The sequence below is a fragment of the Microbacterium sp. NPDC076768 genome (assembly GCF_040687205.1).
Lineage (GTDB): Bacteria > Actinomycetota > Actinomycetes > Actinomycetales > Microbacteriaceae > Microbacterium.
Map to the genome: position 1 here is coordinate 1 of NZ_JBFBMU010000001.1, position 15918 is coordinate 15918.

Below are 15918 nucleotides of genomic sequence, written 5' to 3' on the forward strand. Positions count from 1 at the left end.
GCTCACCCCCCTTTTTCCGAACAAACCGCCCGCTGTTGTGCGCCACCTGGGGGTGTTTTCCCCGCTTACCCGGGGTCTCGGGTCAGTCTTCGGGGTGGAAGCCGATGAGCCAGCGGATGCCGTAGCGGTCGATGAGGGTGCCGTCGAAGTCGCCCCATGGACGCTGCTGCAGTGCGTCGATCACGCGACCATCCTGCGCCAGTCGATCGAACCAGCCAGTGAGGGTGGCGGCGTCGGAAGTGCCGAGCAGCGAGAGGAACATACCGCTCATCTGCACAGCGTCGTCGTCAGCTCCCGCGTCAGCCGCAGCGAGTGCAACGAGTCCGGTCAACTGCCCGTGCGCAATCGCATCGCCTGGCCCGTCGTGCCGCCCGGCTGTGGCGTAATCGACCAGCTGCAGCTCGCCGCCAAACACAGATTGATAGTGATTCAACGCCTCTGCAGCGTTACCGGGAAACAACAGGTACGGTGTGAGTCCGCTCATGCCGCGAGTGTACTCGCGAGAGGCTCAGGCCTAAAGTTCGACGCCGACGAGTACCGGCTCCGGCTGGAGCACCAGCCCGAACTCGGCGTGTACCCGGCTCTGGATAAACCGCGCGAGCTCGGCCACTTCTCCTGCCGTCGCACCCCCGCGGTTGGTGAGCGCCAGCGCATGCTTCGATGACACCGAGGCGCGCGAGTGCGGCAGCTTGAAACCCTTGCGAATGCCTGCCTGCTCGATCAACCACGCCGCGCTCACCTTTACGTCAGAGACCGTGGCGGGCTTGGAAGGGGGCACCTGCCCCTCGTACGCAGCCAGCGGGATCACCGTCACCGCGTCAAGATCGGGGGCGATCGGCCAACGTGGACACTCCGGGGGGAGAGCCCTCGCTACCGGCGCAGGCACTACGGCATTCTGGAAGAAAGAGCCGACGCCATGTGTGTCTGGGTCGTCCGCGTCCAGCAGCATCCCCTTCGACGCGCGAGTCGTCAGAATGCGTTCGCGCACCCAGCGAAGCGGCACCGGAGCATCATCCACGAGCCCCAGAGCACGACGCAGTTGCTCGCCGCGCACAATGCGCTCGCTTGCGACAACCAGGTCGACGGTGACGGAGAGAATCACTGCGCGCCGGAGCGGCACACCTCCGTGGTGGTGTTTGAGCACAGACGTACGAAATCCCAGGCCCAGCTCGGCAGCGGGCGCCGTCGAGATCTCACCCGTCGCCTCATCGATCAGCTCAACCTCAACCAGGGTCTCCTGGATCTCTTGGCCGTAGGCGCCGATGTTCTGCACAGGAGAGGCCCCAACGGTTCCGGGGATTCCGCTCATGGCCTCAAGGCCCGCGTATCCGCGCTCCACAGCGTACGCAACAAGGGCGTCCCAGCCGTGGCCTGCCTGCACGCGCAGACGAATACGCCCCTGATGCGGAGACGGCAGCTCTTCGATGCCCTCTGTGCGCACACGAATGACGGTGCCCTCGAACGGCTCATCGCCGACGAAGAGGTTGGAGCCACCGCCGAGCACAAACCACTCGTCGCCCCGCGCCCAGGTATCGCGCAGAGCTTCGACGAGTCCAGCAGTTGTCGTCGCCTCCAGCATCCGCTCAGGGGCCGCTCCTGTACGCAGGGTGGTCAGCTCAGCAAGGCGGACTGCTTCAATCTCACGCATCAGAGGACCGCATCAGACAGCGACTCGCAACTGTGCTTTGACGAGCACCGTCGTCTCGCCAGAAGTCACCTTCAGGTCGATACGAGCGACCTCGTTATCGGCAGCACCCACTGTGGCAACGACGCGGACGTCTGCACCATCAACTGGATGCACGACGACAGGCTTCGTAAAGCGCACTCCGTAGTCAAGGATGCGCGCCGCTGGATCGAGCGCGGCGACCACAACCGACGATACGATCCCCATCGTGAGCATCCCATGGGCGAGTACGCCAGGCAGCCCAACGGACTCAGCGACATCATCACGATAGTGGATGGGATTGAAGTCCCCCGACGCCCCGGCGTATCGCACAAGCGACTCGCGCGTGAGGTGCACGGTACGCTCTGCGATCACGTCTCCGACGGTGTACGCCATCAGGCGGCCTCTCCTTTGTCTGTGCTCTCCGCGCCGACGAGCAACACGCTCGTTGCCGTAACGACATGGGCTCCGTCAGCGTCGACAACCTCAGCGGCACTCGTGATCATTGCGTTGCCGCCCATCATCCGGATACCGGTGACTCGCAACTGCGCGGTGAGTTCGTCCCCTGCCACGATGGGTCGCGTGTAAGCAAAACGCTGTTCGGCGTGGATAGTGCGCGCGAGCACTATTCCCGAGTCAGGCTCAGCGAGCAGCTGCTGCAGCGTGAGGTCTTGGACGACCATCGCGAACGTCGGTGGCGCCACGACATCGTCGAACCCTGCTGCGCGAGCAGCGTCGACATCGGTGTGCTGAGGGGCGTCGGCAAAGACGGCGCGAGCGAACTCGCGCACCTTCTCACGGCCGACGAGGTACGGGGCGGTCGGCGGGAATTCCCGGCCGATCAAGTCTTGGTTCACTGCCACCCCTCGATCCTACCGAGGACCCACCACAATCAGCGGCGCTTGCGACCTCTGATTGCTTTGATAGCCATCTGTATCGCGATAACCGCGAGGTATGCCGCGAAGAGCATGTTGCCAAGTGTCGGATCAACGATTGTCGCAAGCCATGCGCCGAGTGCCGTCGTGGTGCATGCGGAGAGTCCGATCAGGAGAGCGGCTCGGATATCGACATTGCGATTGCGAAGGTTTCCGACGGTCCCAGAAATCGCGGTCGGGATCATCATCAGCAGCGAGGTGCCTTTGGCGACCAGGTCGCTTGTGCCGAATGCCAGCATCAGCACGGGGACGACGATCACACCGCCGCCAACCCCAATGAGCCCCGCCAGCACCCCGGTGCCAATCCCCACGGCGACCAGTGCGACACCGGTGAGCCAGCTGAGTTCGAACACAGCATCCCGGGAGGGAATGACCAAGAACAGGCTGACGATGACGACGACCAGGAATCCGACGAACCCCCACCGCAACGCCGTCTGCGAAATGCGCGGCAAGAGCTTGGTACCGATCTGCGCTCCAACGACGGCGCCCGCCGCCAGAATGAGTGCGGGAACCCAGGCGACAGAGCCCGTCGTCGCGTAGGAGATAACTCCGATGCTCGCAGTAGGCACGATTGCCGCCAGGGAGGTTCCTGCCGCAAGGCGCTGGTCGAAGTGGAGCAGCAGCACCAGCAACGGGACGATGACTGTGCCGCCGCCGACGCCGAAAAGCCCGGAGAGGAGGCCGGCGAGGAGTCCGATTCCGATGAACGTTACGTAGGCTCGTGGCCCTCTCGTCCCAGCCTGTACGTCGTTCACCGGATCAGCCTACTCTCGGCCTCCGTGCCACCCGAACTCAGACGCAAATTACCCTGGGACGCGGTGCCATTGTGTGCGACACTGGATCGCATTCGACGACGACGTCGGACTCGCAGGATCGAAGGAGATCTTATGACGCGCAGCACCTACCCAGATGTCGAGATCCCAGAAGTCTCGATTCATGAGTACCTTTTCGCTGGTCTCGGAGATGCAGAGCTCGACACCGTCGCAATCGTTGACGGCGTCAGCGGAGCTGAGACCACGTACCGCCAACTGGTCGCGCAGATCGACCTGTTCGCTGGCGCTCTCGCGGCGCGCGATGTGGGCGTTGGGAGCACGGTGGGTGTGCTCTGCCCGAACGTGCCCGCATTTGCCACCGTATTCCACGGCATCCTTCGCGCCGGAGCGACAGCCACCACCATCAACTCTCTTTACACAGCGGATGAGATCGCCAATCAGCTCGACGATGCAGGGGCCACCTGGCTCATCACCGTCTCCCCCCATCTTCCCGGAGCGTTGGTCGCTGCCGAGCGTCAGGGTCTCCCTGCCGACCACGTCATCGTGTTGGACGGCGCAGATGGTCACCCATCTCTTCGCGACCTCCTCATGGAAGGACACCCTGCGCCGGAGGTTTCTTTCGACCCAACGACGCACCTCGCTGTACTCCCCTACTCCTCGGGCACAACAGGGCGGCCAAAGGGCGTGATGCTCACGCACCGAAATCTCGTAGCGAACGTAGCGCAGTGCGAACACGTGCTCAGCGTCGGTGCCAGCGATCGCCTCCTGGCCGTGCTCCCCTTCTTCCACATCTACGGCATGACTGTGCTACTCAACTTCGCACTCCATCAGCGCGCGGGGCTGGTCACGATGCCGCGGTTCGACCTGCCAGAGTTCCTGCGCATCATCGCAGAGCATCGCACCACCTGGGTATTCGTTGCTCCCCCGATCGCCGTCGCACTCGCCAAGCACCCCATCATCGACGAGTACGACCTTTCGTCAATCAAGGTCATTTTCTCCGGGGCCGCGCCATTGGACGGCGCGCTCGCCTCCGCCGTCGCCAATCGCCTCGGATGCATCGTCACGCAGGGCTATGGCATGACCGAAACCAGCCCCGCAGTCAACCTCATCTCCGACCGCAGTCTCGATGTCGACCGCTCGAGCATCGGGCCGCTGGTTCCGAACACCGAAGCCAGACTCGTCGACCCCGAATCAGGTCACGACATCATCGTTCCTCCCGAAGGCGCCAGCGAACCAGGGGAACTCTGGGTACGTGGCCCCCAGGTGATGAAGGGGTACCTGAACCGCCCAGACGCGACGGCAGAAATGCTGGACGACGAGGGATGGCTGCACACCGGTGACGTCGCCACGGTGACAGCCGATGGCATCTACCGAATTGTTGATCGGTTGAAAGAGCTCATCAAGTACAAGGGGTACCAGGTAGCCCCAGCCGTGCTGGAGGCAGTGCTCTTGGAGCACCCTGGCATCGCTGATGCCGCGGTGATCGGAGTGTCCGACGAAGACGGGCAGGAGATCCCCAAGGCATACGTCGTGCGGCAGCCGGGCGCCGAACTCGACGAGGAGGCCGTGATGGCCCATGTCGCCACTCACGTCGCGCCACACGAGAAGGTGCGCCGGGTCGAGTTCATCGATCTCATCCCCAAGTCTGCGTCAGGCAAGATCCTGCGCAAGGACCTCCGCGCGCGCTAGCCCGCACGAAACACGAAGAAGCCCGCCACCCTCGAAAGGGTGGCGGGCTTCTTCGTGAGTGAAGTCCTTACTCGGACTTGTTCTCGACAGCTTCCTCAGCGGCAGCCTCGGCTGCTTCGCCTTCGGCCTGCGACTCAGCGCCAGCCTCGGCAACTTCCTCAGCAGGGGCTTCCTCAACGGGAGCCTTCTCTGCCTTCGGCGCAGCGGCCTTCTTGGTCGACTTCGCCTTCGGCGTGACGGGCTCGAGAACGAGCTCAATCACGGCCATCGGAGCGTTGTCGCCCTTACGGTTGCCAACCTTCGTGATGCGGGTGTAGCCGCCCTCACGGTCAGCAACGAGCGGTGCGATCTCGGAGAAAAGGACGTGCACGACTTCCTTGTCACCGATGACCGACAGCACGCGACGGCGTGCGTGCAGGTCGCCACGCTTGGCGAAGGTGATCAGACGCTCAGCGAGCGGACGAAGGCGCTTGGCCTTGGTCTCGGTCGTCTTGATCGACTTGTGGGTGTAGAGCGCCGCTGCGAGGTTGGCAAGCATGAGGCGCTCGTGTGCGGGGCCGCCTCCGAGGCGGGGACCCTTAGTGGGCTTGGGCATAATCGTCTAGCTCCTGGTCAGAAAGGTCGGGTATCAGAAGGACTCGTCTTCGCTGCCGCCGTAGAAGTGGGAGCCGTCGAAACCGGGCACCGAATCCTTGAGCGACAGACCGAGCGAGATGAGCTTGTCGCGCACCTCGTCGACCGACTTCTGGCCGAAATTGCGGATGTTCATGAGCTGCGTCTCCGAAAGGGCGACGAGCTCAGAAACGGTGTTAATGCCCTCACGCTTCAGGCAGTTGTAAGAACGCACCGAAAGGTCAAGGTCTTCAATCGGCATCGACAGCTCGCTGGAGTTCACTGCCTCCACCGGCGCCGGGCCGATCTCAATACCCTCAGCCTCGACGTTCAGCTCGCGTGCGAGACCGAACAGCTCGGTGAGCGTCTTCGCAGCCGAAGCGACAGCGTCGCGGGGGCTGATCGACGACTTCGTTTCGACATCAAGGATGAGCTTGTCGAAGTCGGTACGCTCCCCAGCACGGGTCGCGTCGACGCGGTAGCTGACCTTGAGGACCGGCGAGTAGATCGAGTCGATCGGAATCTGACCGGCCTCTGCGTACTCGTTGCGGTTCTGCGTGCCCGAAACGTAGCCACGGCCACGCTCGATCGTGAGTTCGAGTTCGAACTTCGCGGTCTCGTTCAGCGTGGCAATGACGAGCTCAGGGTTCTGTACCTCAACACCGGCAGGAGCCGAGATGTCAGCGGCGGTGACTTCACCAGAACCGGTCTTACGCAGGTAAGCCGTGATGGGCTCATCGCGCTCTGACGAGACGACAAGCTGCTTGATGTTGAGGATGATCTCAGTGACATCCTCCTTCACACCGGGGATAGTGCTGAACTCGTGCAGCACGCCGTCGATGCGAACGCTGGTGACAGCAGCACCGGGAATCGACGAAAGCAGGCTGCGGCGAAGCGCGTTGCCGATCGTGTATCCGAAGCCGGGCTCCAGAGGCTCGATGATGAACCGGCTACGGTTCTCGACGATCTTTTCCTCGGTCAGTGTGGGACGCTGTGCAATAAGCACTCTGTGTTCCTTTCGATCACATGTCCGCTATATGACATGTGGTGTGGTGAGGTTTTGAGTTTTAGAAGTCGATGCCCGAATGCGGGCATTGAGCCGCTCGTGCCATCAAGGCGCCGAGCGGCTCAACACGCGAATCAGACGCGACGGCGCTTCGGCGGACGGCAACCGTTGTGCGCCTGCGGGGTGACGTCCTGAATCGAACCCACCTCGAGGCCAGCGGCCTGCAGCGAACGGATCGCGGTCTCGCGACCCGAGCCCGGTCCCTTGACCAAAACGTCTACCTTCTTGACGCCGTGCTCCTGAGCCTGACGGGCGGCCGACTCTGCGGCGAGGCCTGCGGCGTAGGGAGTCGACTTGCGGGAGCCCTTGAAGCCCACGCCACCGGAGGATGCCCAGCTGATAACAGCGCCAGACGGGTCGGTGATCGAAACGATCGTGTTGTTGAACGTCGACTTGATGTGGGCCTGGCCCAGCGCGATGTTCTTCTTTTCCTTGCGGCGCGGCTTGCGCGCGGCGGCCTTGGGTGCAGCCATGAAAGTGTTCTCCTAGTCCCTGAGGCCGCGTTTAGCGGGCCTTCTTCTTGCCTGCGACGGTGCGCTTCGGGCCCTTGCGGGTACGGGCGTTGGTCTTGGTGCGCTGACCACGGACCGGGAGACCACGACGGTGGCGGATGCCCTCGTAGGAGCCGATCTCGACCTTGCGGCGGATGTCTGCGGCGACCTCGCGGCGCAGGTCACCCTCCACCTTGTAGGTACCTTCGATGTGGTCGCGGAGGGTGATCAGCTGTTCGTCGCTGAGGTCCTTCACGCGGATGCTCTCGTCGATCTCAGTAGCCTTGAGGATCTCGACAGAACGGGTACGGCCGACGCCGTAAATGTAGGTAAGGGCGATCACCACGCGCTTGTCGCGCGGGATGTCAACGCCGGCAAGACGTGCCATGCGGTTCTCCTGGGTGTTGTGGAGGTATGGAACAGGATCGGTGCCCGGGCCTCCGCCCGAGGTGTCCCCCGCTTGCGCGAGTTCTGATCCTGCCGTTGCGTGTTTTCAGTTGTGAGATGTGCGCGAGCGATGCCGCGCAACCAGGACTTAGCCCTGGCGCTGCTTGTGACGCGGGTTGCTCTTGCAGATCACCATGACGCGGCCGTGACGACGAATCACCTTGCAGTGATCGCAGATGGGCTTAACGCTGGGGTTGACCTTCATGATTTTTCCTATTCGCTGTCTTCGTACTGCGTGGGTCCCTGAGCCTGTCGAGGGCCCAGACAGCCGTTACTTCTCGACCGATCAGCGGTAGCGGTAGACGATACGGCCGCGGGTTAGGTCGTAGGGGCTGAGCTCCACGACCACACGGTCCTCGGGGATGATACGGATGTAGTTCTGCCGCATCTTGCCGGAGATCGTTGCCAGGACCTTGTGTCCGTTGCTGAGCTCAACGCGGAACATTGCGTTGGGCAGAGCCTCGGAAATCACGCCCTCGATCTCGATGACACCGTCTTTCTTAGCCATAGCCTCGCTGACGCTTCTGCAGATCGGTCGATCTGCGGTGGGTGGATGGGTTTGGTGCCATGCCGATCGGACACGCCGAATCAAGGCACAGAGGCACCAAAGATCTATGTTAGACGCTTCGGTGCCATCAGGCAACTTGACCGCGCGGGGCGGCAAGCCTCCTGATCAGCTGATCAGGTCTGTGAACTTCTGCAGGTCTGTCGGGTCCTGCAAGTTGAGCCGCGTGCCGTTGACATCGACTGTCGGCGTTGAAGCAATCTCGTTCGACTGGGCCTGCGCTGCGCCGTACTTGCGGTACGTCTCGTCTGTGATGCAGGACACCGCATCATCAGCACCAACCTGAGTGGCGAATGCTGCGATCTCGTCGTTCGTCAGACCAGACGAGTTCTCTGCCGGCTGGTTATCGAACAGCGCCTTGGAGAAGTCGAGGTACGCCTCAGGATTGGACTCGGCGACGCAGAAAGCTGCACCTGCCGAGCGAGAGGAGTAGTCGGTCCCCTGGGAGAACCGATCAAGAATCGCGATTGGGTGGTACTCCAGCGTGATGCGTCCGTCAGCAGCCGCTGCTTCCATGTCGGCGCCGAACTGCGTCTCAAATGCCTGGCACGCCGGGCACTGGAAGTCCACGAATACCGCGATGGTGTCTTCGCCATCACCGAAGGAGACCGCGCCTTCCTCGGCGTTGAAGGTGTCGTTTGCGGCCGGCGTCGCGCCGGGTGCAGTGGCCTGATTGTTCAGGAGCACGACGACCCCAGCGATCGCCACCAGTACTACAACAACGGCGATCGAGACGCCGATCGCGAACCAGTTCGTGTTGCTCTTCGCCGCTGCCATTACTTTCCGATCTCTCGAGGCTCAACCCCGAAAGGGGCGAGTCCGGCTCTTCCGCCATCGGGCGCAGTGAGCACCCATATACCACCATCATGCAGTGCGACACTATGTTCCCAATGGGAGCCGTCTGTGCCGTCGACCGTCGTGACGGTCCAGTCGTCCTCTTCGATGAAGGTCGCGTCTCCCCCGGCGGTGACCATAGGTTCGATCGCCAGCACCAGTCCTGGTTTCACATCGGGTCCGCGATCGAGCGTGCGGTAGTTGAAAACGCTGGGCGCTTCGTGCATCTTGCGGCCGATGCCGTGACCCACATACTCGCGCAGGATTCCGTATGGCTCCCCCGAAACAGCCGAAACCCCTTGGGCTTCGATATATCCCTGGATTGCAGCGCCGATCTCATCAATCGACTCGACAGTCGCCATTGCGGCGATGCCAGCCCACATCGAGCCCTCGGTCACACGCGAGAGCTCCTGGCGCTGTGCGACCAGCTCAGGGCGCTCAGGGTCAGGGATGACAACCGTGATCGCACTATCGCCATTCCAGCCCTGAAACTGCGCTCCGCAGTCCACTGAGACGATGTCGCCGGGCTGCAGCACCCGTCCGCCAGGGATGCCGTGAACGACCTGATCGTTGACAGAGATGCACGTGGTGTGGCGATAGCCACGCACCATCTGAAAGTTCGATTCTGCGCCGCGCGCGAGGATCGTCTGATTCGCGACTGCATCAAGCTCCAGGGTCGTCGCGCCTGCCACGATGAGCGGACGGACGGCGTTCAGCGCCGCAGCAGTGATGAGGCCTGGCTCCACCATCGCTCGTAACTGAGCGGGAGTCTTGTAGATCGAGCGCCGAAACATCTCAGGAAGCAGAAGCTGCTACGCGGAGGCCTCGCGCCTCCAGCGCGGCAAAGATCCGTGCAGTGATGTCATCAAGCGAACCCACACCGTCAATGCGGTCGACGATGCCCCTAGTGCCGTAGACCTCGAGGATCGGCGCGGTCTCGCGCTCGTAGATGTCCAGACGGTGCCCAATAGCCTCAGGTGTGTCGTCGGAGCGCCCCTGCTCGGTTGCGCGCAACGTGAGACGTGAGAGGCTCTCCTCGCGCGGCACATCCAGAAGAATCACAGCGTCGAGCGCCTCTCCCTGATCTTTAAGGAACGATTCGAGGTGCTCCACCTGTGCGGTGTTGCGGGGGTAGCCATCGAGCAGGAATCCCTGGGCGGCGTCGCTCTGCGACAGCCGGTCGCGCACGATCGCGCTGGTGAGCTCGTCCGGGACCAGGTCGCCCTTGTCGAGGATCGCTGTCACCTGCTGGCCGAGCGGCGTGCCCTCTTTGATGTTCGCGCGAAAGATGTCGCCGGTTGAGACGACCGGGATGCCAAAGGACTCGGCAATGCGCACGCCCTGTGTGCCTTTGCCTGAACCCTGCGGGCCCACGATCAGAAGTCGTGCACCTTCGTGCTGAGCGTTTCGAATCGTCATCGGAGAAGCCCTTCGTAGTGGCGCTGCTGCAACTGCGCATCGATCTGCTTGACCGTCTCAAGTCCGACACCCACGATGATGAGGATCGAAGCGCCACCGAACGGGAAGTTCTGGTTAGCGCCAACGGTGGCCAGTGCGATGAGCGGGATGAGCGCGATCAGACCGAGGTACAGAGAACCAGGAAGCGTGATGCGGGTGAGCACGTAGTCGAGGTACTCGGCCGTCGGCCGTCCTGCACGGATACCGGGGATGAACCCGCCGTACTTCTTCATGTTGTCTGCAACCTCAACCGGGTTGAACGTGATCGCGACGTAGAAGTACGTGAACCCGATGATGAGCAGGAAGTACGTGAGCATGTAGATCGGGCTATCGCCCGTCGTGAAGTTCGCGCTGATCCAGGTGACCCAGGCGGCCGGAGTCGATCCGTCCTGGGGTGTGTTGAACTGCGCAATGAGTGCGGGGATGTAGAGCAGCGACGAGGCGAAGATCACAGGGATCACGCCGGCCATGTTCACCTTGATCGGGATGTAGGTGTTCGTGCCACCGTAGGTGCGTCGACCCACCATCCGCTTCGCGTACTGCACAGGGATTCGTCTTTGAGACTGCTCAACGAAGACGACAAGCCCGATGACGACGATTCCCACGAGCAAGACAAGCAGGAACACCTCGAACCCGCGGGTCTGCCAGATGAGTGCCATCGCGCCAGGGAATGTGGCTGCGATGGAAGTGAAGATGAGCAACGACATTCCGTTGCCGATACCGCGCTCTGTCACAAGCTCCGCGAACCACATGATGAGGCCGGTTCCGGCGGTCATCGTCATGATGATGAGCAGCTGCGCCCACCACACGTCATTGGTCAGTAGCTGCTGACATGCAGCGAGATCGGTCGAGCCGAAGAGCTGCCCGCTACGCGCCACGGTCACGAGAGTCGTCGACTGCAACAGCGCAAGAGCGATGGTGAGGTAGCGCGTGTACTGCGTGAGGCGGGCCTGACCTGCCTGGCCTTCTTTGTGCAGCGCCTCGAAGTGCGGGATAACGACGCGCAACAGCTGCGTGATGATCGTCGCGGTGATGTACGGCATGACGCCGAGCGCGAAGATCGACAGCTGCAGCAGCGCACCGCCGGAGAAGAGGTTGACCAGGCCAAGCAGGCCTTCCGTGCCGGCATTAGCTGCGAGGCACTCCTCGACGTTCGGGAAGTCTACGAACGGCGCTGGCACGTTCGAGCCGAGTCGGTAGATCGCAATGATGGCGAGTGTGAAACCGATCTTCCGACGGAGGTCGGGGGTGCGGAAGATCCGCGCGATGGCGCTAAACAAGGACGTTCCTCCTGAAAAGGTTGCCGATTCCCGAAGGACGGCTGAAAGACCAGGGTAACGCAATCCGGAGTTCCCAGAATTCGCCACCGCTTCCGAACCCACTCAATGCGGGCCCAGAAAGAGGTCTCGGGGTGTGCAACCACAAGAGGGGCCGGAGAATCTCCGGCCCCTCTTGTGTAGCGGTTACTTGACGGATCCGCCGGCCGCCACGATCTTCTGCTCGGCAGAACCCGAGACCTTGTCGACCGAAACGGTGAGCTTCACGGCGATGTCGCCGCCGCCGAGAACCTTGACCTTCTCGTTCTTACGAACGGCACCCTTTGCGACCAGGTCGCTCGTGGTGACGTCGCCACCCTTGGGGTACAGTTCCGCGAGCTTCTCCAGGTTTACAACCTGGTACTCAACGCGGAACGGGTTCTTGAACCCGCGCAGCTTCGGGGTGCGCATGTGCAGCGGCATCTGCCCACCCTCAAAGCCAACGCGAACGGTGTTGCGCGCCTTGGTGCCCTTGGTACCACGGCCAGCAGTCTTACCCTTGGAACCTTCACCACGGCCGACGCGAGTCTTAGCGGTGTTGGCTCCGGGGACGGGACGCAGGTGGTGAACCTTCAGCACGCCGGGGCGGGATGCCGGAGCATCCTTCGCGGGCGTTGCCTTCTTTGCAGCAGGCTTCTTGGCCGGAGCCTCAGCCTTAGCTGCAGCAGCGGAGGTCTTGGCCGGAGCCTTCTTCGCTGCTGGCTTCTTCTCAGCGGCAGCCTTAGGAGCTGCAGCCTTCTTCGGGGCCTTCTCGGCCTCGACGGCCTCGTTCTTCTCAGCCATTAGTCGATCTCCTCAACCTTGACGAGGTGTGCGACGGTCTTGACGTAACCGCGCGTCTGCGCGTCGTCGGGGCGAACGGTGCTGTCACCGATGCGCTTGAGACCGAGGCTGCGCAGCGTGTCACGCTGGTTCTGCTTCTCGCTCACCTTGGACTTGATCTGCGTGACCTTCAGTCGCGCGGCCATCAGGCACCTACCTTCTGTGCGGCGATGGCGTCGGCCTCGGCGCGCACGAGACGCGCAGGGGCGACCTGGTCGAACTCAAGGCCACGACGCGCAGCAACTGCACGAGGCTCCTCAAGCTGCTTCAGGGCTGTCACCGTCGCGTGCACGATGTTGATCGTGTTCGACGAACCGAGGGACTTCGACAGCACGTCGTGGATACCTGCACACTCGAGCACGGCGCGAACCGGGCCACCGGCGATAACACCGGTACCGGCAGCGGCCGGACGAAGCAGGACCACACCAGCGGCCGCCTCACCCTGCACGGGGTGCGGGATGGTCTTGGCGACGCGCGGCACGCGGAAGAAGTTGCGCTTGGCCTCTTCAACACCCTTCGAGATCGCCAGAGGGACCTCACGAGCCTTGCCGTAGCCAACGCCCACCAGACCGTTACCGTCTCCGACGACCACGAGTGCGGTGAAGCTAAAGCGACGACCACCCTTCACGACCTTCGAAACGCGGTTGATGGTGACGACGCGCTCCAGGAACTGGTTGTCACCACGGTCGCGCGAGTTGCGGTCGCGGCCACCCTGGTTGCGGTCACGGCCGCCGCGGCGTCCGTCACGCTGATCGCGAGCCGGCTCAGCCTGCGTGGTGCCGGCAGCCGTCTCGGAAGTGGCAGCAGCCGCTTCGGTCACTTCGTTCTCCTTGTTGTCACTCACAGTGCCAGACCCCCCTCGCGGGCGCCGTCGGCGATGGCGGCGACACGACCTGCGTAGCGGTTGCCGCCACGGTCGAACACTGCCTCGGAAACGCCAGCAGCCTTCGCACGCTCGGCGAGCAGCTCGCCAACCTTGCGGGCCTTGGCGGTCTTGTCACCCTCGAGCGAGCGCAGGTCGGTCTCGAGCGTCGATGCCGACGCCACGGTGTGACCCTTGCTGTCGTCGACCAGCTGCACGAAGACGTGGCGGGCCGAGCGGTTGACGACGAGACGCGGACGCGCCTCGGTGCCCACAACCTTCTTGCGAAGGCGGGCGTGACGACGCGCGCGGGCGTCAGACTTTGACTTGAGAGCCATGGTTACTTACCACTCTTTCCGGCCTTGCGACGCACGACCTCGCCGGCGTAACGCACACCCTTGCCCTTGTACGGCTCAGGCTTGCGGATCTTGCGGATGTTGGCAGCTGCCTCGCCGACAGCCTGCTTGTCGATCCCGCTGACGGTGAGCTTCGTGGTGCCCTCGACCGTGAGCGTGATGCCGGCGGGCGGGTCAATGAGAACCGGGTGCGAGAAGCCGAGAGCAAACTCAACCGAGCTGCCCTTCTGCTGCACGCGGTAACCGGTACCCACAACCTCGAGACCCTTGGTGTAGCCCTGGGTCACGCCGATGATGTTGTTGTTGATGAGCGTGCGGGTCAGGCCGTGAAGCGACCGAGACTCACGCTCGTCGTCGGGGCGAGAAACCAGAATCTGGTTCTCCTCGACCGCGACCTCGATGGGGTTGGCCACCGTCAGGGTGAGCTCACCCTTGGGGCCCTTCACCGCGACCTCACGGCCGTTGACCGAGATGGTCACGTCCGCAGGAACGTCGATGGGAAGTCGTCCAATACGCGACATTTCGAATTACCACACGTAGGCGAGAACTTCTCCGCCCACGCCCTTCTGCTCAGCCTGACGGTCGGTGAGAAGACCGGAGGAGGTGGACAGGATGGCTACGCCGAGACCGCCGAGAACCGTAGGGATCTCCGTCGACTTTGCGTAAACGCGGAGGCCAGGCTTCGAGACACGCTTGATGCCTACGATCGAGCGCTCGCGGTTCTGGCCGTACTTCAGCGTCAGCGTCAGGTTTTCCCCGACGCGAGCGGCGGAGGTCTCCCAGCCAGCGATAAAGCCCTCCTGCTGGAGGATCTGAGCGATGTGCGTCTTCAGCTTGCTCGACGGCAGGGTCACGGAATCGTGGTGCGCCGAGTTCGCGTTGCGCAGACGGGTCAGCATGTCTGCGACCGGGTCTGTCATTGTCATTGTTAGTTTCCTTTGTTCATGAGGTTCCGGCTGCCGTTACACGACAGACGGCCTGCGATGACACGCAATCTTCAATTGTACGGCCACTTCGACATGCTCAGTGACCGAACGACAGGCTCAGAGACCAAAAGGTCTCTGAGCCTGTCAAAGCGTTACGCCTTCGCGTCTTCCGAGCGGAAGGGGAAGCCGAGGTGACGGAGCAATGCCCGACCCTCGTCGTCCGTCTTCGCCGTGGTGACGACAGTGATGTCGAAACCGCGAACTCGGTCGATCTTGTCCTGATCGATCTCGTGGAACACACTCTGCTCCTGGAGACCGAAGGTGTAGTTTCCGTTGCCGTCGAACTGCTTGCCCGAGAGGCCGCGGAAATCGCGGATACGGGGCAATGCGAGCGAGACGAGACGATCCACGAACTCCCACGCACGGTCACCGCGAAGGGTGACGTGTGCGCCGATGGCCTGACCTTCACGCAGCTTGAACTGCGCAATGGACTTGCGGGCCTTCGTGACGATCGGCTTCTGGCCGGTGATCTTGGTGAGATCGTCGACCGCGCCATCGATCACCTTGCTGTCGCGAGCTGCCTCGCCGACACCGGTGTTCACGACAACCTTGACCAGGCCAGGAATCTGCATGACGTTCGAGTAACCGAACTCTTCCTGCATCGCCTTCTTGATCTCGGTGTTGTACTTCTGCTTCAGGCGCGGCTGGATCTTGCCAGCCGGCGCGGCAGTGTCGGTGCTCATCAGAGGTCCTTACCGCTGGTCTTCGCGTAGCGCACACGGACGGTGCGCTTGACGCCGTCCTTCGTCTGCTCTTCCACCCGGTGACCGACCTTCGTCGGCTTCTTGGTGGAGGGGTCCACGAGCGCCACGTTCGAGATGTGGATAGAGGCTTCGACGGTCTCGATGCCTCCGGTCTTGGAGCCACGCTGCGTCTGTCCGACGCGGGTGTGCTTGGTGACGTAGTTCACGCCTTCGACGATCACGCGGTTCTTGTCAGCAAGGATGTCGAGCACCTTGCCCTGCTTACCACGGTCGCCGCCACGCTCCTGCGTTGCACCGGTGATGACCTGAACCAGGTCACCCTTCTTGATTTTCGCCATG

The 15918-nt window shown here is 62.6% G+C and carries 24 protein-coding genes; 1 reads left to right on the plus strand and 23 read right to left on the minus strand.

All coding sequences use genetic code 11. From position 1 onward, the window contains the following. Positions 1 to 82: 82 nt before the first annotated feature. The 5 genes from AB0O87_RS00005 to AB0O87_RS00025 are packed head-to-tail and all read right to left on the minus strand — an operon-like array spanning position 83 to position 3353. Complete coding sequence (locus AB0O87_RS00005; RefSeq protein ID WP_363510306.1) at positions 83 to 484, minus strand: VOC family protein; 402 nt, start codon at positions 482 to 484, stop codon at positions 83 to 85. Between the two features lie 30 nt (positions 485 to 514). Then, positions 515 to 1648 (minus strand): UDP-N-acetylmuramate dehydrogenase, encoded by a 1134-nt coding sequence (locus AB0O87_RS00010; protein WP_363510309.1) that lies wholly within the window; start codon positions 1646 to 1648, stop codon positions 515 to 517. Positions 1649 to 1660: 12 nt separating this feature from the next. Then, positions 1661 to 2059 (minus strand): MaoC/PaaZ C-terminal domain-containing protein, encoded by a 399-nt coding sequence (locus AB0O87_RS00015; RefSeq protein ID WP_363510312.1) that lies wholly within the window; start codon positions 2057 to 2059, stop codon positions 1661 to 1663. Continuing rightward, the gene (locus tag AB0O87_RS00020) at positions 2059 to 2526 is read right to left on the minus strand and encodes a MaoC family dehydratase N-terminal domain-containing protein (RefSeq protein ID WP_363510315.1); all 468 of its coding nucleotides are present in this window, start codon (positions 2524 to 2526) and stop codon (positions 2059 to 2061) included. The genes AB0O87_RS00015 and AB0O87_RS00020 overlap by 1 nt, the downstream gene beginning before the upstream one ends. Positions 2527 to 2555: 29 nt before the next feature. Then, positions 2556 to 3353: a sulfite exporter TauE/SafE family protein gene (locus AB0O87_RS00025; RefSeq protein WP_363510318.1), complete on the minus strand. Its 798-nt coding sequence runs from the start codon at positions 3351 to 3353 to the stop codon at positions 2556 to 2558. A gap of 132 nt (positions 3354 to 3485) precedes the next feature. Here AB0O87_RS00025 and AB0O87_RS00030 point away from each other — a divergent pair, with 132 nt between their 5' ends. Beyond that, positions 3486 to 5060, plus strand: a complete 1575-nt coding sequence (locus AB0O87_RS00030; protein ID WP_363510321.1) for an AMP-binding protein — start codon at positions 3486 to 3488, stop codon at positions 5058 to 5060. A gap of 67 nt (positions 5061 to 5127) precedes the next feature. On the opposite strand, the gene rplQ is transcribed toward AB0O87_RS00030, so the two are convergent. The 18 genes from rplQ to rplX form a co-directional block, all read right to left on the minus strand. Further along, positions 5128 to 5655, minus strand: coding sequence for a 50S ribosomal protein L17 (gene rplQ, locus AB0O87_RS00035; RefSeq protein WP_363510324.1), 528 nt, complete (start codon positions 5653 to 5655; stop codon positions 5128 to 5130). 33 nt (positions 5656 to 5688) lie between these two features. Further along, positions 5689 to 6678: a DNA-directed RNA polymerase subunit alpha gene (locus tag AB0O87_RS00040; RefSeq protein ID WP_363510327.1), complete on the minus strand. Its 990-nt coding sequence runs from the start codon at positions 6676 to 6678 to the stop codon at positions 5689 to 5691. A 134-nt stretch (positions 6679 to 6812) separates the two neighbouring features. Then, positions 6813 to 7211 carry a 30S ribosomal protein S11 gene (rpsK, locus tag AB0O87_RS00045; RefSeq protein WP_314841173.1) on the minus strand — a complete coding sequence of 133 codons (399 nt, stop codon included), beginning with the start codon at positions 7209 to 7211 and terminating at the stop codon, positions 6813 to 6815. A 31-nt stretch (positions 7212 to 7242) separates the two neighbouring features. After that, positions 7243 to 7617, minus strand: a complete 375-nt coding sequence (gene rpsM, locus AB0O87_RS00050; protein ID WP_363510330.1) for a 30S ribosomal protein S13 — start codon at positions 7615 to 7617, stop codon at positions 7243 to 7245. Between the two features lie 147 nt (positions 7618 to 7764). Beyond that, entirely contained in the window at positions 7765 to 7881 is a 117-nt protein-coding gene (rpmJ, locus tag AB0O87_RS00055) for a 50S ribosomal protein L36 (RefSeq protein WP_005050492.1), read from the minus strand. Between the two features lie 81 nt (positions 7882 to 7962). Further along, on the minus strand, positions 7963 to 8184 hold the full coding sequence (gene infA / locus AB0O87_RS00060) for a translation initiation factor IF-1 (RefSeq protein WP_017201569.1): 222 nt from the start codon (positions 8182 to 8184) through the stop codon (positions 7963 to 7965). Between the two features lie 165 nt (positions 8185 to 8349). Continuing rightward, complete coding sequence (locus tag AB0O87_RS00065) at positions 8350 to 9018, minus strand: thioredoxin domain-containing protein (protein WP_363510333.1); 669 nt, start codon at positions 9016 to 9018, stop codon at positions 8350 to 8352. Continuing rightward, positions 9018 to 9869, minus strand: coding sequence for a type I methionyl aminopeptidase (gene map, locus AB0O87_RS00070; protein WP_363510336.1), 852 nt, complete (start codon positions 9867 to 9869; stop codon positions 9018 to 9020). The genes AB0O87_RS00065 and map overlap by 1 nt, the downstream gene beginning before the upstream one ends. 1 nt (position 9870) lies before the next feature. Beyond that, positions 9871 to 10494: an adenylate kinase gene (locus AB0O87_RS00075; RefSeq protein WP_363510338.1), complete on the minus strand. Its 624-nt coding sequence runs from the start codon at positions 10492 to 10494 to the stop codon at positions 9871 to 9873. Continuing rightward, a complete protein-coding gene (gene secY / locus AB0O87_RS00080; RefSeq protein ID WP_363510341.1) occupies positions 10491 to 11813 on the minus strand; it encodes a preprotein translocase subunit SecY in 1323 nt (440 codons plus the stop codon). Before secY ends, AB0O87_RS00075 begins: the two co-directional genes overlap by 4 nt. A 183-nt stretch (positions 11814 to 11996) precedes the next feature. Beyond that, complete coding sequence (gene rplO / locus AB0O87_RS00085) at positions 11997 to 12632, minus strand: 50S ribosomal protein L15 (RefSeq protein ID WP_363510344.1); 636 nt, start codon at positions 12630 to 12632, stop codon at positions 11997 to 11999. After that, positions 12632 to 12817 (minus strand): 50S ribosomal protein L30, encoded by a 186-nt coding sequence (gene rpmD, locus AB0O87_RS00090; protein ID WP_067121122.1) that lies wholly within the window; start codon positions 12815 to 12817, stop codon positions 12632 to 12634. Before rpmD ends, rplO begins: the two co-directional genes overlap by 1 nt. Next, the gene (gene rpsE / locus AB0O87_RS00095) at positions 12817 to 13515 is read right to left on the minus strand and encodes a 30S ribosomal protein S5 (RefSeq protein WP_363510347.1); all 699 of its coding nucleotides are present in this window, start codon (positions 13513 to 13515) and stop codon (positions 12817 to 12819) included. Before rpsE ends, rpmD begins: the two co-directional genes overlap by 1 nt. Then, on the minus strand, positions 13512 to 13871 hold the full coding sequence (gene rplR / locus AB0O87_RS00100) for a 50S ribosomal protein L18 (RefSeq protein WP_017201578.1): 360 nt from the start codon (positions 13869 to 13871) through the stop codon (positions 13512 to 13514). Before rplR ends, rpsE begins: the two co-directional genes overlap by 4 nt. A 2-nt stretch (positions 13872 to 13873) precedes the next feature. Then, positions 13874 to 14410 carry a 50S ribosomal protein L6 gene (rplF, locus tag AB0O87_RS00105; protein WP_363510351.1) on the minus strand — a complete coding sequence of 179 codons (537 nt, stop codon included), beginning with the start codon at positions 14408 to 14410 and terminating at the stop codon, positions 13874 to 13876. Positions 14411 to 14416: 6 nt separating this feature from the next. Continuing rightward, a complete protein-coding gene (gene rpsH / locus AB0O87_RS00110) occupies positions 14417 to 14815 on the minus strand; it encodes a 30S ribosomal protein S8 (protein ID WP_363510354.1) in 399 nt (132 codons plus the stop codon). Positions 14816 to 14967: 152 nt separating this feature from the next. Further along, complete coding sequence (gene rplE, locus AB0O87_RS00115) at positions 14968 to 15558, minus strand: 50S ribosomal protein L5 (RefSeq protein WP_363510357.1); 591 nt, start codon at positions 15556 to 15558, stop codon at positions 14968 to 14970. Next, positions 15558 to 15917 (minus strand): 50S ribosomal protein L24, encoded by a 360-nt coding sequence (gene rplX, locus AB0O87_RS00120; RefSeq protein WP_363510360.1) that lies wholly within the window; start codon positions 15915 to 15917, stop codon positions 15558 to 15560. Before rplX ends, rplE begins: the two co-directional genes overlap by 1 nt. Position 15918 lies beyond the last annotated feature (1 nt).